23 protein-coding genes are annotated in these 23809 nt (G+C 65.2%); 13 read left to right on the top strand and 10 right to left on the bottom strand.

Annotation, left to right across the window (positions count from 1 at the left end):
* The first annotated feature begins 9 nt into the window (after positions 1-9).
* Positions 10-606, top strand: coding sequence for a gamma carbonic anhydrase family protein (locus ACSU1G_RS27730; RefSeq protein WP_439283718.1), 597 nt, complete (start codon positions 10-12; stop codon positions 604-606).
* 25 nt (positions 607-631) lie between these two features.
* Here ACSU1G_RS27730 and ACSU1G_RS27725 read toward each other — a convergent pair whose 3' ends face one another.
* From ACSU1G_RS27725 to ACSU1G_RS27715, 3 genes are all read right to left on the bottom strand, one after another.
* Complete coding sequence (locus ACSU1G_RS27725) at positions 632-1672, bottom strand: hypothetical protein (protein ID WP_439283716.1); 1041 nt, start codon at positions 1670-1672, stop codon at positions 632-634.
* Positions 1673-1912: 240 nt separating this feature from the next.
* Positions 1913-3280, bottom strand: coding sequence for an NADP-specific glutamate dehydrogenase (gene gdhA, locus ACSU1G_RS27720; protein ID WP_439283714.1), 1368 nt, complete (start codon positions 3278-3280; stop codon positions 1913-1915).
* Positions 3281-3423: 143 nt separating this feature from the next.
* On the bottom strand, positions 3424-6021 hold the full coding sequence (locus ACSU1G_RS27715; protein ID WP_439284007.1) for a phosphoenolpyruvate carboxylase: 2598 nt from the start codon (positions 6019-6021) through the stop codon (positions 3424-3426).
* Between the two features lie 163 nt (positions 6022-6184).
* Between ACSU1G_RS27715 and nhaA the strand changes: the two genes are divergently transcribed.
* From nhaA to ACSU1G_RS27695, 4 genes are all read left to right on the top strand, one after another.
* Positions 6185-7351, top strand: coding sequence for a Na+/H+ antiporter NhaA (gene nhaA, locus ACSU1G_RS27710; protein WP_439283712.1), 1167 nt, complete (start codon positions 6185-6187; stop codon positions 7349-7351).
* Between the two features lie 19 nt (positions 7352-7370).
* Positions 7371-8012 (top strand): MazG nucleotide pyrophosphohydrolase domain-containing protein, encoded by a 642-nt coding sequence (locus ACSU1G_RS27705; RefSeq protein ID WP_439283710.1) that lies wholly within the window; start codon positions 7371-7373, stop codon positions 8010-8012.
* Between the two features lie 79 nt (positions 8013-8091).
* Positions 8092-9351, top strand: a complete 1260-nt coding sequence (gene hisS, locus ACSU1G_RS27700) for a histidine--tRNA ligase (RefSeq protein ID WP_439284005.1) — start codon at positions 8092-8094, stop codon at positions 9349-9351.
* Positions 9352-9495: 144 nt separating this feature from the next.
* A complete protein-coding gene (locus ACSU1G_RS27695; RefSeq protein ID WP_439283709.1) occupies positions 9496-10305 on the top strand; it encodes an SGNH/GDSL hydrolase family protein in 810 nt (269 codons plus the stop codon).
* Here the strand turns inward: ACSU1G_RS27695 and ACSU1G_RS27690 are convergent.
* Positions 10250-10792 (bottom strand): VOC family protein, encoded by a 543-nt coding sequence (locus tag ACSU1G_RS27690; protein WP_439283707.1) that lies wholly within the window; start codon positions 10790-10792, stop codon positions 10250-10252. The two genes, ACSU1G_RS27695 and ACSU1G_RS27690, sit on opposite strands and share 56 nt — an antisense overlap.
* A gap of 81 nt (positions 10793-10873) precedes the next feature.
* Between ACSU1G_RS27690 and ACSU1G_RS27685 the strand changes: the two genes are divergently transcribed.
* Complete coding sequence (locus ACSU1G_RS27685) at positions 10874-11647, top strand: helix-turn-helix domain-containing protein (protein ID WP_439283705.1); 774 nt, start codon at positions 10874-10876, stop codon at positions 11645-11647.
* Between the two features lie 132 nt (positions 11648-11779).
* Here the strand turns inward: ACSU1G_RS27685 and ACSU1G_RS27680 are convergent, their stop codons facing one another.
* Positions 11780-13006, bottom strand: a complete 1227-nt coding sequence (locus tag ACSU1G_RS27680; protein ID WP_439283703.1) for an APC family permease — start codon at positions 13004-13006, stop codon at positions 11780-11782.
* Between the two features lie 37 nt (positions 13007-13043).
* Complete coding sequence (locus tag ACSU1G_RS27675; RefSeq protein ID WP_439283702.1) at positions 13044-13517, bottom strand: DUF4442 domain-containing protein; 474 nt, start codon at positions 13515-13517, stop codon at positions 13044-13046.
* Positions 13518-13624: 107 nt separating this feature from the next.
* On the opposite strand from ACSU1G_RS27675, the gene ACSU1G_RS27670 reads away from it, so the two are divergent.
* From ACSU1G_RS27670 to ACSU1G_RS27645, 6 genes are all read left to right on the top strand, one after another.
* On the top strand, positions 13625-13975 hold the full coding sequence (locus tag ACSU1G_RS27670) for a GntR family transcriptional regulator (RefSeq protein ID WP_439283700.1): 351 nt from the start codon (positions 13625-13627) through the stop codon (positions 13973-13975).
* The gene (locus tag ACSU1G_RS27665) at positions 13972-15015 is read left to right on the top strand and encodes a DUF1648 domain-containing protein (protein ID WP_439283698.1); all 1044 of its coding nucleotides are present in this window, start codon (positions 13972-13974) and stop codon (positions 15013-15015) included. The genes ACSU1G_RS27670 and ACSU1G_RS27665 overlap by 4 nt, the downstream gene beginning before the upstream one ends.
* On the top strand, positions 15012-15953 hold the full coding sequence (locus ACSU1G_RS27660) for a lysostaphin resistance A-like protein (protein ID WP_439283696.1): 942 nt from the start codon (positions 15012-15014) through the stop codon (positions 15951-15953). Before ACSU1G_RS27665 ends, ACSU1G_RS27660 begins: the two co-directional genes overlap by 4 nt.
* Positions 15954-16016: 63 nt before the next feature.
* Positions 16017-16871 carry a hypothetical protein gene (locus ACSU1G_RS27655; protein WP_439283694.1) on the top strand — a complete coding sequence of 285 codons (855 nt, stop codon included), beginning with the start codon at positions 16017-16019 and terminating at the stop codon, positions 16869-16871.
* 18 nt (positions 16872-16889) lie between these two features.
* Positions 16890-17558: an O-methyltransferase gene (locus tag ACSU1G_RS27650; protein ID WP_439283692.1), complete on the top strand. Its 669-nt coding sequence runs from the start codon at positions 16890-16892 to the stop codon at positions 17556-17558.
* A gap of 157 nt (positions 17559-17715) precedes the next feature.
* Positions 17716-17883: a hypothetical protein gene (locus tag ACSU1G_RS27645; protein ID WP_439283690.1), complete on the top strand. Its 168-nt coding sequence runs from the start codon at positions 17716-17718 to the stop codon at positions 17881-17883.
* Here ACSU1G_RS27645 and ACSU1G_RS27640 read toward each other — a convergent pair.
* The 4 genes from ACSU1G_RS27640 to ACSU1G_RS27625 are packed head-to-tail and all read right to left on the bottom strand — an operon-like array spanning position 17874 to position 22347.
* A complete protein-coding gene (locus ACSU1G_RS27640) occupies positions 17874-18818 on the bottom strand; it encodes a hypothetical protein (RefSeq protein ID WP_439283689.1) in 945 nt (314 codons plus the stop codon). The two genes, ACSU1G_RS27645 and ACSU1G_RS27640, sit on opposite strands and share 10 nt — an antisense overlap.
* Positions 18815-19585: an IclR family transcriptional regulator gene (locus ACSU1G_RS27635; protein ID WP_439283687.1), complete on the bottom strand. Its 771-nt coding sequence runs from the start codon at positions 19583-19585 to the stop codon at positions 18815-18817. Before ACSU1G_RS27635 ends, ACSU1G_RS27640 begins: the two co-directional genes overlap by 4 nt.
* Before the next feature lie 4 nt (positions 19586-19589).
* Complete coding sequence (locus ACSU1G_RS27630; protein WP_439283685.1) at positions 19590-20420, bottom strand: NAD-dependent epimerase/dehydratase family protein; 831 nt, start codon at positions 20418-20420, stop codon at positions 19590-19592.
* Positions 20413-22347 carry a DUF6259 domain-containing protein gene (locus ACSU1G_RS27625; RefSeq protein ID WP_439283683.1) on the bottom strand — a complete coding sequence of 645 codons (1935 nt, stop codon included), beginning with the start codon at positions 22345-22347 and terminating at the stop codon, positions 20413-20415. Before ACSU1G_RS27625 ends, ACSU1G_RS27630 begins: the two co-directional genes overlap by 8 nt.
* Before the next feature lie 144 nt (positions 22348-22491).
* Between ACSU1G_RS27625 and ACSU1G_RS27620 the strand changes: the two genes are divergently transcribed.
* Entirely contained in the window at positions 22492-23799 is a 1308-nt protein-coding gene (locus tag ACSU1G_RS27620; protein WP_439283681.1) for an enolase C-terminal domain-like protein, read from the top strand.
* The last annotated feature ends 10 nt before the right edge of the window (positions 23800-23809 follow it).

Raw genomic sequence — 23809 nt, 5'->3', positions numbered from 1 at the left:
GGTGGCGGCATGTTGTACGAGCACCTCGGGGCTCGGCCCCGGATACATGACACTGCCGTCATCGCACCCACTGCCGTCATCTCCGGAGACGTGGAGATCGGCGCGCACTGCCAGGTGCTGCACGGCGCCGTGATCACGGCGGAGGGTGGTCCGATCACTCTCGGCGAGCACGTGATCGTCATGGAGAACGCCCTCATCCGTGCGACTGCGGCGAATTCCGTGCACATTGGCGATCACACGCTGCTGGGCACGCTGGCGAGCATCGCCGGCGCGACTGTGGGCGAGGAAGTGTTCTTTGCATCGGGGGCACGCGTCTTCAACGGCGCGATCGTCGGTCCGCGCTGCGAGATCCGCGTGAATGCGATCGTTCATCGCCGTGCCGTGTTGCCGGAAGGCACCGTCGTTCCGATCGGCTGGGTGGCAGTGGGCGACCCGGTGCAGTTGCTCTCACCCGATCGAGAAGCGGAGATCTCCGCAGCACAGCCCGAACTCGACTTTCCCGGTCACGTCTTCGGCGTCGATCGTGATACCCCAGATCTCATGGTGCAGCTGACCGAGCGCTACGGGTCATCCCTCGCGCGGCATGCGGACGATCATCCCGCCTGAGACCCGTGCGTGACTCGACTGATGGTCAGCTGGCGCTGAATGACTCACTGGCGAACATAGCCATCACATTCACGATGAACTCCGCCAGTGCGATCGCGGCAGGGCCCAGAAGGAGAACGCCGATGGTGATCCTGCTGCGCACATCCAACGTGTTTCCGGGCAGATGATTGATCCGCACATACGCAAAATTCCGCCACGCGATGATCACGGCAATCAGCCACAGAACGAGGGCAACGAACTCAAATAATGGTGCGGCGAAGTTCAGCGGATTATGGATCCCGATCACGTTGAAGATCACGGCATTGAGAATCTGGACGGCCAACGCGATCACAGTCGCGACCTGAAGTGCCCATGTGCCCGACTGGGATTCCTCCCGTTCGTTGCCTACCCGTGCGCTATCGCGATGCGCGAGCAGACGGATGAGGCCCCAGATTCCGAGGATGATCGGCAACGCAACCGACATGACGATGTCCTTGGCGCGCGTGCCCAGGAGGTCGAAAGCCATCACGTAGAAGGCCGCTGATCCCTCAAGCTCCTGGCTATCCTGCGTCATCCCGCTCGCACCCGTCGAGGCGAGGCCCAGCATGCCGCTGGCGGCGAGGCTGAAACCTGTGACGAGTAGTGCGATGGCCAACGCGTCACGCTTGAGCAGAACGACCATCAACGCCGGCACCAGCACCATCAGGGAGATGACCAGCGTCGCCACAGCGAGGATGAGCAACACCATCTTGAACGAGCCGTCGATCGAGGCCTGCCGCACCGTGGAGATGGGCGCGTACCCGAAGACGAAACCGATGCCGCTCGCGGCGATGCGCAGCCAGAGCCCGTCATGGTGACTGATTGCGAGGGCCGCACCGATGCCCAGGATGGAAAGGCCAAGGATCAGATGGCCCAGCAGCCCGATGCTGAACATCAGGATCATCACGGCGCCGGCCACGACTAAACCGATGATCCGTAGCACTCGGTGTGGTCTGAACGAATTTCCGATCAAACCGGACAATCCGGCGAGCCCTACAAGGTACACCGGGCCGACAAGGATGAGGTCGAGTGAGACCAGCACCGCCATGCCCACGCCAGTAAGCGCGATGCTCAGCGCGAGAATCTGGCTGAGGCGCAATCGTGTCCGCGTGGATTCCATTTGATCCGTCACCTAACTGTTCGTGGAGAAGTCCGGTTCATTCTGACGCGCCACCGCATAGGGATCCTCGCCCGACACCTGTCCGATGAAACGACGGATGCACGAGGAATCCTGAAGATTCCTCGTGCATCCGTCACACGATCGTGCAGGTGTCATCCCGCGAAGGGGTCAGATGACGCCCTGAGCGAGCATGGCCGTGGCGACACGCTGGAAACCGGCGATGTTGGCACCGGCGACGTAGTCACCGGGAGCGCCGTACTTCTCGGCTGCCGTGAACGCGGCGTCGTGGATGTCGGACATGATCTCGCGCAGCTTGTTCTCGCTGTCGCCGAAGGTCCAACGCTGACGCGAGGCGTTCTGGCTCATCTCCAGCGCAGAGGTGGCCACCCCGCCGGCATTCGCAGCCTTACCCGGCGCGAACAGGACGCCCGCCTGCTGGAATGCCTCGACGGCCTCCGGCACACAGGGCATGTTCGCGCCCTCTGACACGGCACGCACGCCGTTCGCGATCAGTGCTTCAGCGTCGGCGAGGCTGACCTCGTTCTGCGTGGCGGAAGGCACTGCGATGTCGACGGCCACGTCCCAGACGCTGCCCCCTTCGACGAATCGTGCACCAGGACGACGGTTCGCGTACTCGACGATGCGGCCGCGCTCGACCTCCTTGATCTGACGGAGCAGTTCGAGGTCGATACCGGCGTCATCGACGACATACCCAGAAGAGTCGGATGCCGTGACGGCAGTCGCACCGAGCTGAGTGGCCTTCTGGATGGCGTAGATCGCGACGTTACCCGAGCCGGAGATGCCGACGCGCTTGCCTTCCAGCGACTCGTTGTGCACGGCGAGCATTTCCTGCGCGAAGAACACTGCGCCGTAACCGGTGGCTTCGGTGCGCACTTCGGCGCCGCCCCATCCGGTGCCCTTGCCGGTGAACATTCCCGACTCGTGGCGGTTGGTGACCTTGCGGTACTGGCCGAAGAGGTAGCCGATCTCGCGTCCACCGACACCGATGTCTCCTGCGGGAACGTCGGTGTGCTCGCCGAGGTGGCGGTACAGCTCGTTCATGAACGACTGGCAGAAGCGCATGACCTCCGCGTCGGAACGGCCGTGCGGGTCGAAGTCCGATCCGCCCTTGCCGCCGCCGATGCCCTGACCGGTGAGCGCGTTCTTAAAGATCTGCTCGAAGCCGAGGAACTTGATGATCGACAGGTTCACCGAAGGGTGAAAGCGCAATCCGCCCTTGTACGGGCCGAGCACGGAGGAGAACTGGATGCGGTAGCCGCGGTTCACGTGCAGCTTGCCTGCGTCATCCACCCACGGCACACGGAACATGATCTGCCGCTCCGGCTCGACCAGTCGCTCCAGGATGCCGCCTTCGACGTACTCCGGGTGCTGCTCGAGCACCGGCGCGATCGAGTGCAGTACCTCGTGCACGGCCTGGTGAAACTCCGGCTCGTACGGGCTGCGGGCGAGCACGGTATCGAAGATGGGCTGCACAGCGTCGGCGAGCGGGTGGAATTCGGGGTGAGTTGTGGTCACGCGGAATGGCTTTCTGAAGAGTATGGCTGAGGGGCGATCGTGTCGCGTGAAGAAGGCGTGCAGGGTCGGGCACGAGTTCTCACTTTACCCCGCAGGATTCTGGGAGATGACACGCGGTGTTTCGACCGAAGATCGGGTGGCGGTTACCCGGTGTTCTGTAGGCCTGCGGCGACACCGCTGACCGACAGCAGCAGCAGGCGACGCTGTTCGTCTTCGGTGCCGGATCCTGCGGCGGCCGGTCCGGCGGAGCGCAGCTCACGAAGAGCGCGCAGCTGCAGCAACGACAACGCATCCACATAGGGGCTGCGCAGCGTCACTGCTCGCTGCAGGATCGGCTTGTTTTCGAGGAGCCCGTTGCCACCGGTGAGGCGGATGACCCATTCCTTTGTGAGGGTGAGCTCATCGAGAACGAGCTGTGCGAGGTCGTCGCGGTCGCCGAGCGCGAGGTAGCGACGGGCGATACGCTCGTCTGTCTTCGCCAGGCTCATCGCGACGTTGTCGATCATGGTGCGCAGCAGGGGCCAGTCGCGGTAGGCCTGGATGAGGAGAGCCTCGTCCCCGACCGCTTCGAGCGCCGTTCCCAGACCGAACCAGCCGGCCAGGTTGATGCGCGCCTGCGTCCATGCGAATACCCACGGGATGGCACGTAGATCTTCCAACGACTCCACGGAGAGTCCTCGGCGGGCAGGGCGCGAGCCCAGGGCCAGCAGGCCGATCTCCTCCAGCGGGGTCACCGTGGCGAACCAGGGCGCAAATCCTTCTGCTTTCACGAGAGAGAAGAAGCGCTCACGCGAGGAGGCATCCATCACGTTCGCGACGTCAGCGAAGCGTGCGGCAGCACCGCTCGTGCGCTCTTCGACACCAGGGGAGGATGCCAGCAGTGTGGCTGCGGCGACCTGATCAATGTGTCGCATGGCGATCGCTGGCTCGCCGTAGCGGGCGAAGATCGTTTCGCCCTGCTCGGTGAGCTTGAAACGTCCGTCGACGGAGTGCGGCGGCTGCGCGAGGATCGCGGAGTTGGCGGGGCCGCCACCGCGACCGAGAGCACCACCACGACCATGGAACTGGGTCAGCTCGATGTCGGCATCCTTCGCCCACAGGGCGATCTTTTCCTGCGCCTCATAGAGCGCGAGTGTCGCGGCGACGGGTCCGACGTCCTTCGACGAGTCGGAGTAGCCGAGCATGACCTCGAAGCGGTTCCCCGTCTCGGCCAGGCGCGCCTGGAACTCCGGGAACGTGATGACCTCGGCGAGGATCCCGGGGGCTGCCTGCAGGTCGGCGAAGGTCTCGAACAGCGGCACGACGTCGAGAGCCGGAACGTTATCGCCGAGCGCGTAGCGAGCGAGACGGTGCACGTTTGCGAGGTCGGCGGCCGATGTCGTGAACGACACGACATAGCGGCCCGCGGCACGCAGGCCATAGGTGCGTTGGATCTCGGCGACCGCGCGGAAGACCTCGAGGACCTCCTCGGTCCGCTCGCTGAGTTCGCCGCCCGCCTCGAGCTCTGCGAGAGCCTCACGATGCACCTGCGAGTGCTGGCGCACCTCGAGCTCGGTGAGGTGGAAACCGTAGGTCTCAACCTGCCAGATCAGATGCTGGATGCCGCCGAATGCGTGGCGCTTCGCACCGGATGCGGCGAGCGATTCCTGCACGGCGCGCAAATCAGAGAGCAGTTCCTCCGGTGCGCCGTATCCGCCTTCCAATCTGAGGCGGGTCTCGGCGACGCGACGCGCGAGGGCCAGCAGCACTCGACGGTGCGGCTCCTCGGGGGAACGTGCGGCGATCTCCGCAGCGGTGGTTTCGTCGGACGCAGAAAATGCCTCCCAGATCGCGGTGACCGTGCTGCTGGGTGGGGTGCCTTCCGCGTCGAGAGTCAGGCCGCGGCCGATGCGATCGATCGCGCGTTCCAGGCCGCGAAGTACGTGGTCGGAGGCAATCTGTGCGGCTTCGCGAGTGACGGATGCCGTGACGAAGGGGTTGCCGTCGCGGTCACCACCGACCCACGAGCCGATCCGTACGAAGGCAGGAACGACCGGGGCGCTCGCGCCGGACTCTTCGCCGCGGAGGGCATCGTCGATACGACGGTAAACGTGCGGGACGGTGGTGAAGAGAGTCTCATCGAACACCGACATGACCGTACGCACCTCGTCGGTGGGCGAGGGCTTACTCGACCGCAGGGGGGCCGTGCGCCAGAGGGTGTCGACTTCTTCCAGCATCCGGCGGTGTGCGCGGTGCTGCTCGGCTCCGCCTTCGCTGGTCGAGTCGTGCTGGGTCAGCAGCTCCGAAAGGCGACGGATGCTGGCGGATACCGCGCGACGGCGGGCCTCGGTGGGGTGTGCCGTGAAGACCGGCTGGAAGCGCAGGCTTTCGAGTCGGCGCTGTGCTTCTTCGTCGCCGACCTCGCGGCGCAGCTGTGCGTACGCAGTGGCGACCGTGTCAACGGCGTCTTCGCGACCGGGCCGGCCGGCCCGCTCACGGAGGATGCGCACGCGCTGGTGTTCCTCGGCGAGGTTCACGAGATGGAAGTAGGAAGTGAACGCACGAGCGACTTCGTCAGCGCGCTGGACCGTGAACGAGTCCGCGATCTCGGTGGCGCGTTCGAACGCGTGAGTGCTCTCTTCGTCGTATGCCTGGATCGTGGCCAGGCGCAGGCGTTCGACGTCTTCAAACAGGCCTGGGCTGCCGCATTCGCGGAGCACCTGGCCGAGAAGGGCGCCGAGCATGCGGACGTCCGCACGCATCTCGTCGGGAATCCCGCGTCCGGCTTCGAAACGGCCGATAACGCGGATGGCCTCTGTGTTGGTGGGCTCGGGGGTCACCATTCGAGGTTATCCCCGGGCAGAGGGGGCTCCTGACCATGTGAAGGCCCGAAATGGTGTGATCGGCGGGCATAGCATGGGGGAGATGTCTGAATCCAGAAACCTTCTGCGCACCCAACAGTTCCCTGCGGTGCTGCTTCTGCTTGCCGCAGCGCTCGGGCTGCTTCTCGCGAACCTGCCGACTTTCGGCCCGATCGACGCGGTACTCGGATTTCACATTGCGATCCCGGGTGTCGGGATTGACCTGTCCGTCGCGCACTGGATCTCAGACGGCCTGCTCGCGATCTTCTTCTTCGTCGTCGCCATGGAGCTGCAGTACGAGCTGACCCGTGGTGAGTTGAATTCCTTCCACAAGGCGCTGCAACCGGCGATTGCTGCTGCCGGTGGTGTGCTCGTCCCGATCGGCATCTACCTGATGATCGCTGGCGGCGACCAGACGGCATCGGGCTGGCCGATTCCGACGGCGACCGATATCGCCTTCGCTCTCGGAGTGCTCGCGGTGTTCGGTAAGGGGCTGCCGCCGGCCGTGCGTGTCTTCCTGCTCGCGCTTGCGATTCTCGACGACATCATCGGCATCATTTTCATCGCGGTGCTTTTCGCACACGACCTGAACTGGCTGTATCTCTTGCTCGCAGTGGTCGGTGTGGCCGTCTTTGCGGTGCTGTCGAGGACGCTGCCGACCAAGCGATCTTGGATCGTCGTGGCGGCGATGATCGTCGTGGGGGTGTTGGTGTGGGGGCTCGTTCTCCTGTCCGGCATCCATGCCACCATCGCGGGCGTGATGTTGGGGCTCGCCATGGCGCAATCGCCGGCGATGCCCACCCGTCACGTTCTCGAGCCTTGGGTGAATGGCGCGATTCTCCCGATTTTCGCGTTCGCTGCGGCGTTCGTCGTCATTCCGGCTCTCGCACCCACGGAGCTGTCTCCGGCATTCTTCGGCATCGCCGTGGCGCTCCCGGTCGGCAAGATCATCGGAATCACCCTGTTCGGCTGGATTGCGATTCGGATCGGATCCCGAGGTCGCAAATCTGAGCTGCGCGTCTTGGATCTGGTCGCGGCAGGAACCCTGGGCGGTATCGGATTCACGGTCTCGCTGCTGCTGGCGAATCTCGCGTTTGCGAACGATGCGGCCACCAAGGACCAGGCGATTCTCGGTGTTCTCGTCGGATCGCTGATCTCTGTGTTGCTGTCGGCAGTCGTCGTGTCGTCGCGTGCGGCGTGGCATCGTCGGGTGACGGCCGCGAGTTCCTGACGGGTCCTGAGGGGGAACGATGACCGATCATCCTGACGCGCTGCGCGAAGCGGCCGAGACCATGCGGGCTGTGCGCGAACGCTGCGTCTGGTCGCAGCAGATCACGCACCGAGACCTCGTGCCGTATCTGATCGAGGAATCGCACGAGGTGATCGACGCCGTCGAGAACGGCACACGAGAAGACCTGCGTGAAGAACTCGGCGATCTACTCTGGCAGGTGCTGTTCCACGCGGCGATCGCCGCTCAAGATCCGGACGATCCGTTCGACATCGACGACGTCGCAGACACTCTCACCGAGAAGATGGTGCGTCGGCATCCGCATGTGTTCGCTGACGCGGTCGCGAACACCCCGGAAGAGGTGCTGGTGCACTGGAACGCGGCCAAGGCCGCCGAGAAGCGTTCACGACTCAGTGTGCTGGACGGCGTGCCGCGTGGGATGCCGGCGCTCGCGCTCGCCCAGAAGCTCGTGGGGCGCGCCGCTTCCGTGATTCCGGCACCTGAATCTGTCGAAGGGGCCGCACCGGCATCCGAAGCCGAACTCGGCGACGCGCTGCTCGCCCTGGCCTCGCACGCCCGAGCCAACGGCTGGGATGCCGAGCGCGCTCTCCGCGAGCGCCTGCGGCTGCTGGAGGGCGAGGTCCGCGCGGCCGAGGTGGGGTGAGGCGTGTTCGGCACGGAACTCGGGCCGGCTCAAGACCTGGAAAGATAGAGCCGTGGCTACTGTGAACCCGCCGCGCGGCATGCGCGACATCCTCCCCGCCGACAAGGCCCGCCGTGAGCGTGTCCTCTCCGTGATCCGTGGACGCTATCGCGCGCATGGCTTCGACGAGATCGAGACGCCGGCGCTGGAGGAATACTCGCGTCTGCACGCAGGCATCGGCGGCGATAACGAGAAGCTGGCCTACAACGTTCTTCGTCGCGGGATGGATGCCGAGGCGATCCGTGCGGGCGCAGATGATGCCGCCGCGCTTTCCGATCTCGGGCTTCGCTATGACCTCACCGTGCCGCTTGCACGGTTCTACGCGAGCAACCGCGGACAGTTGCCGGGTGTGTTCCGTGCGATTCAGATTGGTCCGGTCTGGCGTGCTGAGCGTCCGCAGAAGGGGCGTTATCGCCAGTTCATGCAGTGCGACATCGACATCATTGGGGATGACTCCGCGCGCGCCGAAGCGGAGTTGATGGTCGCCTCGCTCGACGTCGTCGATGCGCTCGGGCTCGAGGGTGCGACGGTGCGCATCAACGACCGCCGCGTGCTCGATTGGATGCTCGACACGTTCGGCTTCACCGAGGAAGAGCGCCCCGGCGTGCTGATCACGATCGACAAGCTCGACAAGATCGGCCCGGACGGAGTTGCGAAAGAGTTGCGGGAGCGGGGCGCAGTCGCATCCGCTGTCGACGCTTTCGAAGCATTCCTGAACCGCCCGCAGACCGACGAGGTCAATCCATTCGGCGAACGGCAGATCCTTAGTGCGCTGCCGGAGAATGCGCCAGACGAGATCGTCGCGCACCTGGTCGGCATTGGCGAGGCCGTTGCCGTGGGCCGGGCGATCGAGGGGGATATCCCGCTGACATTCGATCCTTTCCTCGTCCGCGGCATGGGCTACTACACCGGCACAATCTTCGAACTTACGCATCCGTCCGTTGATTACTCGCTCGGCGGTGGCGGACGCTACGACGGCATGATCGGTCGATTCCTCGGGCAACAGGTCTCTGCGGTCGGCTTCTCCCTCGGATTCGAGCGACTCGTCGACCTCGTTGCCGAAGAGGCCGGCGACGCTGCGCGGGCCGTTGTGCTCGTACACGATGCCGACGTTCCTGTCTCCGAACTCATCGCACACAAGGCTGCGCTCGTTCAGGATGGCGCCCGTGTGCGCTTGGAGCGTCGGACGAAGAACTTCAAGGCGCTTCTTGAACGTTCGGCAGCCGACGGATACACCGGTTTTGCGGCCATTTCGGCGGGCGCGGCAGTGGGCTCCCTGGAGATCAAGCCACTGAGCTGAGCACTTCCATCAGCCGAGTACACCTGTCGGCGAGAATCACACCTGTCGGTTGAAACCAGGAGTTCTGACAGGCATGCGTGAAAATCCACCGACAGGTGTACCGACGTTCATGCCGTGTTCACGGTCGAGCGATCGAATGGGGCCATGACTCGGGTCCGCGTTGCCCTCGTCGTGGGAGCGGCGTTCGCAGCCATCGCGTTCGGAGGACACGCACTGCTCACCCGTCAAGCAGCGATTGCGCGTCGGCGCATTGGCAAGCCGCTCGGCGAGGATTCTCTCGACGCCGACCGAGTGTGGACGCGTTCGCTGAACGGACAGCCGGTGGAGTTGTTGCTGCTCGGCGACTCACTGGCCGCAGGTCTCGGTGCTGAGCATCGAAAAGAGACGCTCGGCGGGCGCATAGCGAAAGCCACAGCCAAGCGGATGCAGCGGCCGGTGCGCCTGCGAACGGTCGCAGTCGTCGGATCGGAGTCATCGGCGCTCGCCAGTCAGATCGATGCTCTTTCCGACGACTACCGCGCCGACGTCGCTGTGATCGTCGTCGGCGGTAATGACGTCACGCACCTGATTCCGCCCTCCGTCGCGGCCGAGCAACTCGAGCAGGCAATCACCCGGCTTCAGGATGCCGGCACTGCCGTCGTGATCGGCACGTGCCCTGACCTCGGCACCCTGCAGCCGGTGCCGCAGCCGCTGCGCGCGCTGCTGTCGCGGATGTCACGACGCCTCGCGCTCGAACAGACGAGAGTCGCGTGGCGCACGGGTGCGGTGCCGGTCGACCTGCGTGAGGCGGTTGGGCCCGCGTTCCGCGAGCAATCCGAGGAGATGTTCAGCCTTGACCGCTTTCACCCCAGTGCGGCCGGTTATCGCCGTACGGCCGAGGCACTGCTGCCGGCGGTGGTTATGGCGCTGGAGTCTGGGCCGCAGCATCTTCAGAAGGCGTTCCTGCAGCGCTGAACGTGGCGGCCCACTGCTCGACGCGCTTGGCGCTCTCTGCCGGCGACAGGTCCTCGACGCGGCTCATCAGAGACCAGCGCACGCCGAAGGGATCGCGGATGCTCGCGAAACGATCGCCTGAGACGAAATCGGATGCCGGTTCGCGCACGTGAGCGCCCGCCGCGACGGCGCGCTCGACGACAGTGTCGACATCGGTGACATAGAGACCGAGCGAGTAGCAGTCGTCGTCGCCCGTGGGTGGCGGCACGAGCTTGTAATCCGGGGTGGGCTCGCCGATCTGGAGCAACCCGAGCCCGAAATCAAGATCTGCATGGACGACGACTCCACCCATCTCTGTGACGTCGATGACCATTGCGCCGAAGACATCGCGGTAGAACTTGACCGCCTCGGCGGCTCCAGGGATCGCGAGAAAAGGGGTCAGAGAAGTCGCGTTGTTCGGGCGACCGTTCGTGGTGTGAGCGCCGGTGAGGCCTGATGTCGTGTTCATGCCTTCACGCTACGGATCGGGGCCTGTGCTGCGCTTGGAGATTCGCGACACGATGTCGGACGCGATGACTATCGTCAGAGGATGATCGATGCGTGGCGGGGAATTCTGTACCCGGCGCGGCTGCCTCAGTTCCATCGACTGTTGCCGCCGGCAGAGGCCGCGGAACTCGTCGAATGGTTCTGGATTCCGGAGTGGAACATCGAACCCGGGCGCACATCGCGTCAGCACGTCGTCGCGTACCCCGCGCTCAACCTCGTGGTGGACGCGGGCGGCGTCGAGCTCACTGGAGCATCCACCCGCGCATCGCATCGCGATCTCACCGGTCGAGGGTGGGCCGTCGGTGCGCTGCTGAAACCGGCAGCCGTTGCCGCTCTCATCGAGGACCCGTCCGCGCTCCGTGACCGCTCGACACGATTCGATGCCCCTGATCTGCACCGTGCTGTGACCCAGGCGATGGATGAGAGCGGAGCTGTAGGTCGAGAACATGCAGCGACGGCTTTCAGCGCGTGGCTCGTCGAGCGTGTCGGTGAGATCGGGCCTGTCGCGCGCCAGGCCAATGAGATGTCTGCTCTGCTGATGACTGACTCCGCGATCACCCGCGCCGAGGACGCCGCAGCGCGGCTGTCGATGTCTGTGCGCACCCTGCAGCGCCTCGCCCATCGGTACGTGGGGTTTCCTCCGGCGGCAATGATTAGGCGCCGACGGTTGCAGGAAGCGGCTCAGCGAGTGAGGGAGCATCCGGAAACAGACCTGTCGACGATCGCCGCAGAGCTCGGCTATGCCGACCATGCCCATCTGACGAACGACTTCTTGGCTGTGCTGGGCATCGCGCCCAGCGCCTACCGCGCGTCTTGACCTCGGTACCGCGGCCTTGCGTGCCTGCACACCTGCACACCTGCAGGGAGATCGTACGGATGCATGGCCATCCCGCGGCGTGTCGCCCTGCGGGTGTGCATCGGCACTGCAAGTGTGCCGGCGGGCGCCAGGTCAGCGGGCCACGCGCAGCCGCAGCATCCGATACGCGACCCCGATAATCACGACTCCTGTGCCGATGAGCGACGCCAGGACCGGCAGCGTGTTCACCAGCACCAGGCAGCCAAGCGCGCCGATGACCGGGACGAATCGCGGGTAGCGGCGGGCCTGGCCGGATTGCCGGAATGCGGAGGCGTTCGCGATCAGATAGTACAGCAGCACGCCGAAAGATGAGAATCCGATCGCATTCCGCAGATCCGCGACGAGCACGATCCCGATGACGATCAGGGCGATGACGATCTCCGCGCGATATGGCACCTGCCAGCGGGGATGGACGACCGCGAGGAAGCGGGGCAGATCGGACTCCCTGGCCATCGCCAGCGTCGTCCGCCCGATTCCGGTGAGCAATGCCAGCAGGGCTCCGAGGGATGCCGCGGCCGCTGCCACCCGCACGACAGGCGCCAGGGCAGACCAGCCAGCGGCATCCACAACCGCCGCCAGCGGCGCGGTGCTCGTCGCCGCATCAGCGCCGAGCGTGAGGATCACGACGATCGCGATCAGGACGTAGACGATCAGAGCTCCGGTGAGGGCAATCGCGATCGCCCGCGGAATGTTTCGTGCGGGGTTGGTCACCTCTTCGCCCATTGTCGCGATGCGGGCGTAGCCGGCGAACGCGAAAAACAGCAGACCCGCGCCCTGCAGCACGCCGTAGAGGGTGAGATCGGGCAGAGGCGCAGGTACGGCGGAGGGCGCGGCGGTGAATCCCGCGGCTGCCACGATGGCCAGACCCAACAGCGAGGCGACGACCAGGATGCGGGTGAGAAGAGCCGTGCGTGTGACGCCAAAGCAGTTCACGGCGGCGAGCGCACCGACGGCGACGATCGCGACCGGGAGTTCCCAGCCTGCAGGAGCGGCATAGGCGGCGAACGTCATCGCCATTGCGGCGCAGCTCGCGACCTTGCCGATCACGAAACACCAGCCGGCAATGAAACCCCACCAGGGGCCGATCTCTGCGCGGGCATAGGCGTAAGTGCCGCCGGCGACCGGATGCACGGCGGCCAGCTGGGCGGAGGATGCCGCGTTGCAGTATGCGACGACAGCGGCGATCGCGAGTGCGATCAGCAGGCCGGAACCGGCGACCTCGATCGCCGGACCCCACACCGAGAAGACGCCGGCGCCGATCATCGAGCCGAGGCCGATGGCGACGGCATCCGTGAGTGTCAGGCGACGAGCGAGTTCCATGCCGTCATCGTGGCACGTGCAGGTGAACGGTTGGTGCTCATGCCTGGCGAGCCGTAGTGACTCGCTTCTTCTCCCGGATGTACACCTCGCGGCGCACCTTCGCTACGACATCGCCGTCGCGGTCGGTGATCTCGGTCTCGAACCACTCCAGTACCTTCGCGCCGCCCTTGGCGCGCTCTCGGAGTTCGGCGGCTTTCTCTGGCGAGACGTGAAAGTGCGCGGTCAACATGCCGCGCCCTGGTTTGATGAACTCGATTTCGCCGCGAGTGTCCCACACGACGTAATCACGGCCGAGCTGGTGCATCACGAGCATGAAGAAGTACGGGTCGGTCATCGCCGACATCGACCCGCCGAACGCAGTTTTCACGAAGTTGCGGGTGATGAGGTTCACATGCAGCTCGACGGTGGCGTGTGTCCAGTCGTGACTGAATCGGCGGATGCGGATGCCGCTGAAGAAGTTCGGAGCCCACAGGCTCATTCCGGTCGCAAGGCGTCGGGGAGTGATCTTCATCTCGCCAGTGTGGCGGAGAGTGCACGTCGTGACAAAGTCGGTGGAGGGTTGTGACAGTTGTTCTAGTTAAACTAGAATTAGTAGAAGTTCGAATGGAAGGGAGAACGATGCTGATCAAGATCGACGTCGAAAGCTCCCGCCCGCTTTTCGAACAGGTCGCCTCCTCCGTGCGCACAGACATCGTGGCTGGGCGCCTGGCCCCGGGTCATCGGCTTCCCTCCGCCCGCGAGCTCGCTGAGGCACTCGAGATCAACCTGCACACCGTGTTGCGTGCCTACCAGCAGCTGCGCGACGAGGGGCTTGTTGATCTTCGCCGGGGGAGAGGCGCTGTCATCTCGGCATCCGCCGCTCCGCTTGCCGAACTCTCACACGACATCATCGCACTCGTATCCCGCGCTGCGGGACTTGGGATTTCACCGAACACTCTCGCCGCTCTCATCAAGGAGACACCCGTATGACTGACGACGTCCGCAGAGCCCGCGCCGCCTTTCTTTGGGTGGGGGTGATCGTGCCTCTGGCGCTCTTTGTGCTGGCCGCTGCCGTGATCATCGCGTGGATGCCGGAACTGCCGGAGCCCATGGCGATCCACTGGGGCTCGGAAGGCGTTGACGGCTTCGCGTCGCAGTGGGGCTACATTGCAGCGAGTATTGGGATCGGCGCTGGTGTGATCATCTTGCTTGCCGCGATCACGGCATTCGCGCATCGCCTGCCGCAGAGCAGCACCAAGCCGGCCGTCGCGCCGTGGTCGGTGACCGCGCGCTTCATGGGTGCGATCAACCTCGGACTCGGCGCAATGATCGCGTTCATCGCGGTAGCGGGCGCGGCACTGCAGCGCGGTCTGTCGGATGCCGCAGACACTCCAGGTATCGGGATCTGGACACTCGTCGGCTTCGGACTGCTCGTCGGCTTCACAGTGCTGGGTTGGTTCCTGCAGCCGAAGTCGCCTCGCGTCTTCGCCCCGAACGGAGCCGCCGCGGAGCGAATTCCGCTCGCTGCCGGAGAGAAACTCGTCTGGGTCGGCACAGCGAATATGAGCCGTATCGGCGTCGTGGTGCTCCTCGCGGCCGTCGCGTTCCTGGCCATCCGGGCCGCGATGCTGATCGCCGAGGGCGACGCCGGTTGGTGGATCTACGGTGTCGCCACGGTCGTGATCGCTCTACTCGTCAGCAGCACACTGACCTTCCGTGTCCGAGTGAACGCCCGCGGCCTGTCGGCACGCTCCTTGCTCGGCTGGCCCCGCACGCAGATTCCGCTGTCTGACATCGAGCGAGTTGAAACTGTCGAAATCGATCCCTTCCGAGAGTTCGGCGGCTGGGGCTGGCGCCTCAGCATGGATGGCCGCCGAGGCATCGTGCTGCGCACAGGTGAAGCCCTGCAGGTCACACAATCCAGCGGACGCGTGTTCGTCGTCACGCTCGACGGGGCATCAGAGGTTGCCGCAGTACTCGAAACGCTCCGCACCGAACCCACTTCTTCGATGAACAAGGAACGCTCATGACTCGCATCCGCCCGATCGCCACAATCGCCTTCGTCGTCCTTGCACTGGGGCTCGCCTGGCTCGTCGCCCTGCCACTGTGGCTGGACAGCGGGCTCATGAACCCGCTGGCCGGAATTCTCATTCCAGTGATGATGTTCACGCCGGCGCTGGCTGTGGTGATTGTCATGCTCGTCTTGCGCCCAGTGCCGAAGGGGGAGCGGCTGCGTTTCCTTGGGATCTGGCCGCTGCGTCCTGCCAAGCGCGTGGTCTGGATGATGGTGCTCGGCCTGTTCGGCCCCATCGTCGTCGTCGCCGCGAGTGTCGCCGTCGCCGCGCTGTGCGGCTGGGTCACCCTCGATCTCGTGCATTTCTCCGGCTTCGCAGAGCAGCTGGCGGCTGGCCTTCCTGCCGGTGTTGAGGCGCCGCCGGCGATCGTCGTCATCCTCTCCCAGCTGATCGCGATTCCGTTCGCTGCCGCGACGATCAATGCCTTCCTCGCTTTCGGTGAAGAGCTCGGGTGGCGTGGATTCCTGCTGCCCGCGCTGCGTCCACTCGGCACCTGGCCGTCGTTGCTCATCAGCGGCGCGGTGTGGGGATTGTGGCACTCGCCGGTCATCCTGCTCGGCTACAACTTCGGTCTCACCGACATCACCGGCGTTCTGCTCATGACAGCAGGATGCGTGGCGTGGGGCGTGCTGCTCGGCTGGCTGCGACTGCGCTCGGCGTCGCTGTGGCCTGCCGTCTTCGCCCACGGTGCAATGAACGCGGCCGGCGCCATGATCTTGTGGTTCTATGCGGCGGGGACGACTTTCGACATGGCACTTGCGGGCCCACTCGGAGTCGCCGGCTGGATCACCTGCGCGATCGTCGCGGTCGTGCTGGTTCTCACCGGGCAGTTCCGTCGTCAGCCGGAACTGGACGGCGCTGTCGGACGGATGCTCTCGGCACCGCGCCGCTGAGAGGCATTCCGCCCGGACCCGCGGGTGACTAGTTTTGGTGACACCGAACTCCGGGAGGTCGCCATGGCACGCACCGCGTCACGCGCATGGCTCGTCGCCTCTGCGATGGTGTCGTTGATGCTGCTCAGTGCCTGTACGCCGTCGCCCGAGCGTAACGCGCCGGATGGCGTGACTGTCTCGCTCGTCCAGGGACGCACGGACATCGCCAGCGGACTCGTGTCGATGCGGGTGCAGAACGACGGTGACGAGACCGTTCGAGTGCTGACGGCCTCGTATCTCGACCCGCGTTTTGCAACGGGTGCGGAATGGGATCGCGCGACCGACATTCCGGCAGGAGCCGCACGGGCACTTCGCGTCGAGGTGCCACCGCCCGACTGCGACGTGGGCATCGAGTCGGCGTCCGGCACGGCACAGCTGACATTCTCGACATCCGAGGGTGAGACGGTCGCCGCCTATGACGTCACCGACCCGTTCGACTTCGTCTCCCCGTACATCGAGGCTGCGTGCTTCGCGAAGCAGCTCAGCGAGACGGCGACCATTGCGCTGGAGGGTGTGATGGTCGAAGCAAATGGCGAGGGCGCCGTGCTCGAGATGCGCGTCACGGCGAATTCTGAGGATGCTGTGGTGCTCGATTCGGTCGACGGCACGGTGCTGCTGGCGCCCGATGGCGGCGACGAGGCCTGGCATCCGCAGGTCACGGTCACGCCGGGAACGTCCGCGTCGGTCGAACTTCGAGTGGTCCCCACCCGGTGCGATCCCCACGCGGTCGTCGAGGACAAAGTCGGCACGCGCTTCCCCGCGTCCATCACGATTCTTTCGAGTACGCCGCGGACCGGTGTGTTCGTGATCGTCGCCGATGACGCCCAACGCGCCGCGCTGTACGGGTACGTCACGGGGCACTGTGGGAACAGCCCCTGACTGGGTAACGTGGGGCTCATGACTGAACCAACGGTGGAGAACTGGCGCCGCGCTGACGAGTTCCTCTCCGACACGCTCGTCGGACACGACCCGGCGCTAGATGCCGCCCTCGCGGCCCAGCGCGCAGCCGGTCTTCCCGACATCGAAGTCGCCCCAGTCAGCGGCAAGCTGCTGAATCTGATCGCTCGGATCAGCGGCGCACGCCGTGTGCTCGAGATTGGCACACTCGGTGGGTACTCGACCATCTGGCTCGCCCGCGCGGTCGGTGAGGGCGGCACTGTGACCACGATCGAAGCAGAGTCGGGAAACGCGGCGATCGCACGGGCCAGCATTGATGCGGCCGGTATCGGCGATCGAGTCGCGATCCGCATCGGTCGCGCCGCAGACGTGCTGCCCACGCTCGAAGGATCCGAGCCGTTCGATCTTGTCTTCATCGACGCTGACAAAGAATCGAACACCATCTACCTCGACTGGGCTGCACGGCTCGGACGCTCTGGTGCTGTGGTCATACTCGACAACATCGGCCGCGAGGGTGAAATCGTGCGTGAGGACACCACCGATCCGCGCGTCATCGGAACGCGAGACGCACTGCGGATGCTGGGGGAGGACTCGCGCTTTGACGCCACAGCTCTCCAGACAGTCGGCATCAAGGGGTGGGATGGCATCGCCATTGCAGTGCTCACGTGAACTGCGGGTGTATTGACGCTTGACATGGAGTGAAATCCGCTCCGATGTGATGCAACGGCGCTCCTTTGAGCGTCGGTGTTTGCTGAGTGCGTCACCCCGTTAGCGTGACTTCTGATCACGGTTAGGCGTTACGGCGCCGCACGGAAGGACACCAAAGATGGCGAATCTCGCAGCAGTCATGCCCGCCCTGGGAACGATCGAAGTCAAGGTCGCGATCGGCGGTGGAGCCGGCAAGGAACGTGCGGTCAGCGCGGTGCTGCGCTCGGGTATGGCCGACGTCATCATCACCGACGTGCGCTCAGTGCAGCTCGCTCTTCAGGACTGACCCTCAGGATCGCGATTCGTGCGACGCTCGGGTGTTAAGCCGGAATCGAACGAGACGGACCACCATGCACTGCCGACTGCGTCGGGCTCCGGGGTGAGCAGGTCATGGCCGGAGGCGAAGGCGTTCGGCGGGCAGGTCTGCGGCTCCAAGGCCAGACCGCGCCGGCGCATCTCGGGATCCGGCACATCACCCGTGAACACCTGGATCCAGCGGAACGCTTCCGACAGCCGCATATGCAGCGCGGTATCGCCGAAGGATGCCGAAACCTCGGCGACGCCATCCGCATTGCGGGTGAGCCCACCGTACGTTCGGCTGAACACCTCGTCGCCGATGCGGCGCGGCGACGCATAGTCGCGCTCGGCATCGACTCCGCGCGCCTCGAGGGGAAGCTTGTTGTGCGGATCTCCGTCGAGGGCGATCCGCGCAGGTACCTGCAGGACCGTCGCGTCCACCGACAAGGCACCACGGAAGTAGGGGTGGAAGCCGATGCCGAGCGGTGCGAGGCGCGACCCGGTATTGCGCCAGGTTGCTGTGCAAGTCAGACCACGCTCTGCACTGACCGCGTACTCGACGGTCAATGCCACCGCGAACGGGTATCCCGGTTCGTCCACGATTGCCGTCGTCCAGGATGCGCAGGACGGCGCCTCGCGATCGCGACGCCATAGGCGGTCGAAGACGAGCCCGTGAATCGCGTGCCCGAGTGACGGCTCGTTCACAGCGAGCCGGTGCTGTTCTCCCACGAAGGAGTACTCCGCACCGCCGACCCGACCGGGCCATGGAGCCAGGACGGCGCCGTGGTGCCCCAGACGAGGATCGTACGACCCCGGGGTCGCGAGCATCTCGATGCCTCGCCAGCGCAGCGAGCGCAGGGTCGCGCCGCGGTCGTCGACCACGGCGGCGTACTCCCCGTTGTGAAGAACGACCTGCGTGCTCATCCCTGCTCGCCGTGACGCATGCCGGACGCCGCGCGCGCGATTCTCCCCGCAGTCAGCCGGGCTTCGCGTCCGAGGTCGGGGATGCGCCCGTTGAGGCGATACTTCGGTCCGTAGATCGAGACGGCTGCCAGCGGGCTTCCCTTACGGTCACGCACGACCGCTGCGAGCCGCTCCACATCATCGGAGCGGGGGATCCACACGTAACCGCGCGACTGGGCGAGATCGATCTCGCGTGCCCAGCTGGTGCGATCGAGACGCACCTCCGGGTGCTCCACATCGGAGTCGGCCAGTTCGTCGATGATGCGGTGCTGCTCGGAGACGGGGAGTGCGAAAAGGATCGCCCGGCCGGCCGCGGTGGCGTACAGCGGTGCGGAGTTACCGACGTGCGGAACCATGCGGAACGGATGCTCGGGATCCACCTGGTCGACGCTCACCGTGTGATTGCGCTGCCGGATCGTGAGGATCACCGCCTCATCGACCTGGTCGCGCAGTTCGAGCAGGTACGGTCGGGCAATCTCGCTGAGGTTGTATTGCGTCTGGAACCCCTTCGAGATGCCCAGAACGCGACCGGTCAGGACGACCTTGCGGCTTTCCACTCGGGCGACGTAACCGATGTCGGCCAGTGTCGTGACGAGTCGCGAGACGGAACTCTTGTCGATCCCGGTCAGCTCACTGAGTTCGGTGATCGTCGCTCCTCCGCGCGACTCGGCGATGGCCTCGAGCAGGCGCATGCCCCGGCTCAAGGCGCGGTGGCGGCTGTCATCCATAGGCTTACTCCTTCGTCAGCGCCTTGGCACGGGCGATATCCTCCCGCATGCCCGATGGGAAGCTCTGGTCCTCCAGGCCGCCCACCTCCTCACCCGCAGCGCGAAATGCATCGGCGAGCTCGAATGAATCGTAGCGGGGAGCGTAGCCGAGTTCGGTGCGTGCCTTGTCGATGCTCAGCCTGCTGAACCGGTTGCCGCTCACCGCGTTGTAGATCTGGAAGCCCTGCGGCGAACCCACCACACGGTGCAGCAGATCGAGCAGGTCCTCCACGGCGACGAAGTCCAGCAGCATCCAGCCGATATCGGGATCGGCGAGTCGCTCAGGTGGCTGGAACGCCCCGATCCGGAGCGCGGTGAACGACATGCCGGTCGTATCGGCGACGAATGCGCCCAGCGCTTCGCCGAAGCACTTCGATACGCCGTAAAGGTCGGCCGGTCGCACCGGATCCGTCTCACGCAGCTGCCGTCCCGCCGGGTAGCCGCTGATGGCATGCACGGAGGAGGCGTAGACGACGTGCTGCACGTCGGTCGCGGTCGCCGCGGACATCAGGTTATAAGTGCCGATGATGTTCGACGGCAACAGGCTCGACCACGGAGCACCAGGGCGCCGTTCGCCGCCCAGATGAACGACGGTATCGACTCCGACGAGCGCAGGCGCGATCTCGTCCAGGTTCGCCAGATCGCCCTCCACTGTGCGACCGAGGGACCTGTGCTCATCGGTGAGGGCACCGGGCAGATCGAACAGGACGAGATCGTACTCGGCGGTGAAGGCGCGCGCGAACCTCGTCGCGATGTTCCCACCGCCCCCAGTGATCAGCACCGTGCGTTCAGCCATCGATGTCTCCCCGCTCGCGCACGATCACACTGTGAGCACTGACAGACAGGCCTTCAAACGCCGCGTCGTGGTCTGCGCGGTTCCACAGCACCTCCAACGCGCCGTCTGGTGCGACATATCGGGCGATCAGGAGATCGGCGTCCCTGACAAGGACGAATCGGCCAGAGTCGAAGTAGCGGCGATGCTGCGCGCGCAGTGCGCTCAGTTCTCCGACCAGGGCGGCGTAGCGCGGGTAGCTCTCGATGTCTTTGCGGGCGCGGTGGATGGCCACGTCGAAGATGAGGTTGTGCACGAACGCGTAGTTGAGCTGATCTTCCCAGCCTTCGCGCTCGTCCTGAATCAACCGGTTCGAGACGATCGGCTCTGGGAAAGCTGTGCGGAACATCGCGGGGAAGGCCTCATCCGTGTACTGGAAGGCGAACCCCCACCCGTGGTGGTAGTCGAGTTCGGCGATCATGCAGTCCGCCATGCCCTCGGAGCCGAGGCTTCGCGCACCCGCCGCGGCGCGAAGGGCGCGAAGCGTCCGTGCGCGGGACTGCGACTCGATCCCGGTGCGCTCGCCGTGCTCGTGGGAGGCGTCGTAGCAGGGCCAGGCGGCCAGATGGTATGCGGTCTGATCGAAGAAGATGGCGTCTGCTCCGAGCGAGGCCTGGGTGCGTGCGACGTCTTCCATCTGCGCTCGCCAGGCCGGTGCGCCGTGACATGCGATGGTGAAGTAGCCGGGGGAGAAATGACGAAGCGTCTGGGACTCGCGCGCGAACTCGTATCCGACGACGTAGTCGAGCCCGTCCGCATTCTTCTTGGCGACCGCCGCACCGTGGTGAGCGGCGAATGCGCTCGTGCGATCGATGAGGTTGCCGTTGGCGTACAGCGAGATGAACCCGCCGCGCGAGCGGATCTCAGCGATGGCCGAGCTGAGCTCCTCGACACCACCGAGCGCGTCGTCCGGCTCGTAGACCGGATACCCCCGGTCGAAGCCGCCCTTCCACCATCCAAAGAGCAGGATGCCGTTGAGCCCGTAGCGCAGACCCTCTTCGAAGAGTCCCACCAGATCGGCATAGCGGTAATTGATCTGTCCGAACTGGTGTCGCAGAATGATGCGCTGCCAGCCGTTGAGATGCTCGGCTCCCTCGTGCGGCCCGGCGTACCAGCTATCGGCCCACGAACGGTACAGCGCGGCGCCGTTGGCCCAATCTCCGTCGAGGCGGCTCAGGAGCACAGGTCCGGCTACCGCACGCTCGCGTCCTGATGGCGTCACGGCTGTCAGCCACAGCTCGCCTTCGTCGCCGCGGGGCGGCACGCCGGCGCTGAGGAGGACGGAACTGAATTCCGGGTCGTGGCGGCCCATGTAGAGGAAGGATCCGTCACTCTGGACGCCATGCCACGGCATGCTCAGCTCGCCGGGGTAGGCGATCGGGCTCCATACCCCGCTGTCGTCGTCGACCATGTATTCCGTGTGCGTGCTGTACAGGCGAGTGCGAGGAGACGACGTCTTTCGGCCCAGGCCCTCTGCGCGGTACAGGGTCTCGTCTTCGGTGGCTGTGCTCGCATCGAGTTCGACGACCGGCAGCGCGATCTCCCGAATCGCGATCCCCGGAGGGGCTTCCGCGAGGGCACGGAACTCGAGCCCGGCGGCGGACTCGGTGATATCGATGACCAGCGACACCGACAGCTGCGCGCCGTCCGCGGTGCGAACACTGTCGTACGAGAGTCGAAGGCCGTCATCGAGGCGGGCGACTGTGCCGCTCTGCTGCTCCGAATGCACGGGCGCGTCGCGCTGGTCGTCATGCACCAGGCTCATCGTCCACAGGCGGCCGCGTGCGGAGGTGAGAAGGCGATCGGCATGCAGCTCTGCATGGCTTGCTGTGGCGTCGACGCGGAGTGTGAGTCCACCCGCGGTCGTTGCCTCGTAGTGAGGGGAGTCCATGCCTGGATCGTAGGATTACAAATGCCAAGTCAGCAAGTGTGTTGCAAATATGGCATGTATACCCGCCGTGGTGCCGGATGCGCATCAAGTTTGCCGGGAGTGAGAACTTTGTCTACCGTGGCGCCAGATGGAGAGGAGCCACTGATGGTCAGCACCGAGCAACCACGTGATCTCGCCCCCGACGAGAGGGAGCGGATCGCGCCGGGCTATACCCAGCGAGATGTCGTACCCGCCGTGCCGTGGGAGAGCGACGGAGGCATCCGCATCACGGGACTGGATGTGTTCATCGTCGCCCCCGACGGCGTCAACCTCGTCATCGTACGCGTGCGCACGGATGTCGACGGTCTCGTCGGGTACGGGTGTGCAACGTTCACCCAGCGAGCGTTCGTCGTCGCAGAAGCGGTGAAGTCGTATCTGGATCCGCTGCTGACCGGGCGCTTCGTCCACGACATCAGCGACATCTGGCAGTCGACGACGGTCGACAGCTACTGGCGCACCGGTCCCGTGCTCAACAGTGCGCTCTCAGGCGTCGACCAGGCGTTGTGGGACATCAAGGGCAAGGTCGCCGGCCTGCCGGTCTGGCAGCTGCTCGGCGGGCGGGTGCGCACGGCCGTCGACACCTACACGCATGCATCAGGGCGTGACGTCGAGGAGCTCTCGGACCAGGTGGAGCAGTGCCTGACAGCCGGCTATCGATACGTCCGGTGCCAGGTCACCGTTCCCGGTACATCCACCTATGGCGCCGCCCTGCACGCTGCGGGCGACGTGTTCTGGGACCCCGATGCCTACGTGCGGATGATCCCCGGGGTTTTCGAGGAACTCACTTCGCGCTTCGGATCGAAAGTCCGCTTCATTCATGACGTTCACGAGCGACTGGCGCCTGCCGACGCGGTGCGGATCGTCAAGGCACTCGAGCCGCACGATCTCTTCTTCATCGAGGATCCAGTGGCCCCGGAGGACATCGCCTGGCTACGCCGCATCAGGGAGACCAGTTCGGCCCCGATTGCGTTCGGCGAGCTGATCTCCAACCCTGCCCAGTACGTGCCGCTGCTGCAGGATCGCCTCATCGACTTCCTGCGTTGCCACGTGTCCGCTATCGGCGGTCTGACTCCGGCGATCAAGCTCGCTGCGCTGGCGGAGGCGTATGGCGTTCGTACGGCATGGCACGGACCGCGAGACGTCTCGCCCGTCGGGCACGCGGCAAACGTCGCCCTCGACGTTGCCTCCCCTGCTTTCGGCATCCATGAGCACTTCGAGTTCTCGGATGCTGCGAAGGAGATCTTCTTCGGCACCCCAGAGACCGTCGGCGGGGCAATCGCCCCGTCGATGTTCCCGGGCCTGGGGATCGACTTCAGCGAACGCGCGGCATCGGCCAGCCCGCCGGTGTCGGCGACGACCAACTGGCACTACAGCCGCGTTCGTCGACGTGACGGCGCCTCTCAGCGTCCGTGACTCCAAGGGT

This window comes from Microbacterium sp. A93 (genome assembly GCF_051842835.1).
Note: the sequence above shows the minus strand (reverse complement) of the source record. Positions and strands in the feature narration are given on the sequence as shown.

Coding starts and splice junctions, on each gene's coding strand:
- ACSU1G_RS27730 (WP_439283718.1), top strand. CDS start 10: ATGTTGTACGAGCACCTCGGGGCTCGGCCCCGGATACATGACACTGCC.
- ACSU1G_RS27725 (WP_439283716.1), bottom strand. CDS start 1,672: ATGGCGGTGCTGGTCTCACTCGACCTCATCCTTGTCGGCCCGGTGTAC.
- ACSU1G_RS27715 (WP_439284007.1), bottom strand. CDS start 6,021: ATGCGTGCGGACGTCCGCATGCTCGGCGCCCTTCTCGGCCAGGTGCTC.
- nhaA (WP_439283712.1), top strand. CDS start 6,185: ATGTCTGAATCCAGAAACCTTCTGCGCACCCAACAGTTCCCTGCGGTG.
- ACSU1G_RS27705 (WP_439283710.1), top strand. CDS start 7,371: ATGACCGATCATCCTGACGCGCTGCGCGAAGCGGCCGAGACCATGCGG.
- hisS (WP_439284005.1), top strand. CDS start 8,092: ATGCGCGACATCCTCCCCGCCGACAAGGCCCGCCGTGAGCGTGTCCTC.
- ACSU1G_RS27695 (WP_439283709.1), top strand. CDS start 9,496: ATGACTCGGGTCCGCGTTGCCCTCGTCGTGGGAGCGGCGTTCGCAGCC.
- ACSU1G_RS27690 (WP_439283707.1), bottom strand. CDS start 10,792: ATGAACACGACATCAGGCCTCACCGGCGCTCACACCACGAACGGTCGC.
- ACSU1G_RS27685 (WP_439283705.1), top strand. CDS start 10,874: ATGATCGATGCGTGGCGGGGAATTCTGTACCCGGCGCGGCTGCCTCAG.
- ACSU1G_RS27680 (WP_439283703.1), bottom strand. CDS start 13,006: ATGGAACTCGCTCGTCGCCTGACACTCACGGATGCCGTCGCCATCGGC.
- ACSU1G_RS27675 (WP_439283702.1), bottom strand. CDS start 13,517: ATGAAGATCACTCCCCGACGCCTTGCGACCGGAATGAGCCTGTGGGCT.
- ACSU1G_RS27670 (WP_439283700.1), top strand. CDS start 13,625: ATGCTGATCAAGATCGACGTCGAAAGCTCCCGCCCGCTTTTCGAACAG.
- ACSU1G_RS27665 (WP_439283698.1), top strand. CDS start 13,972: ATGACTGACGACGTCCGCAGAGCCCGCGCCGCCTTTCTTTGGGTGGGG.
- ACSU1G_RS27660 (WP_439283696.1), top strand. CDS start 15,012: ATGACTCGCATCCGCCCGATCGCCACAATCGCCTTCGTCGTCCTTGCA.
- ACSU1G_RS27655 (WP_439283694.1), top strand. CDS start 16,017: ATGGCACGCACCGCGTCACGCGCATGGCTCGTCGCCTCTGCGATGGTG.
- ACSU1G_RS27650 (WP_439283692.1), top strand. CDS start 16,890: ATGACTGAACCAACGGTGGAGAACTGGCGCCGCGCTGACGAGTTCCTC.
- ACSU1G_RS27645 (WP_439283690.1), top strand. CDS start 17,716: ATGGCGAATCTCGCAGCAGTCATGCCCGCCCTGGGAACGATCGAAGTC.
- ACSU1G_RS27640 (WP_439283689.1), bottom strand. CDS start 18,818: ATGAGCACGCAGGTCGTTCTTCACAACGGGGAGTACGCCGCCGTGGTC.
- ACSU1G_RS27635 (WP_439283687.1), bottom strand. CDS start 19,585: ATGGATGACAGCCGCCACCGCGCCTTGAGCCGGGGCATGCGCCTGCTC.
- ACSU1G_RS27630 (WP_439283685.1), bottom strand. CDS start 20,420: ATGGCTGAACGCACGGTGCTGATCACTGGGGGCGGTGGGAACATCGCG.
- ACSU1G_RS27625 (WP_439283683.1), bottom strand. CDS start 22,347: ATGGACTCCCCTCACTACGAGGCAACGACCGCGGGTGGACTCACACTC.
- ACSU1G_RS27620 (WP_439283681.1), top strand. CDS start 22,492: ATGGTCAGCACCGAGCAACCACGTGATCTCGCCCCCGACGAGAGGGAG.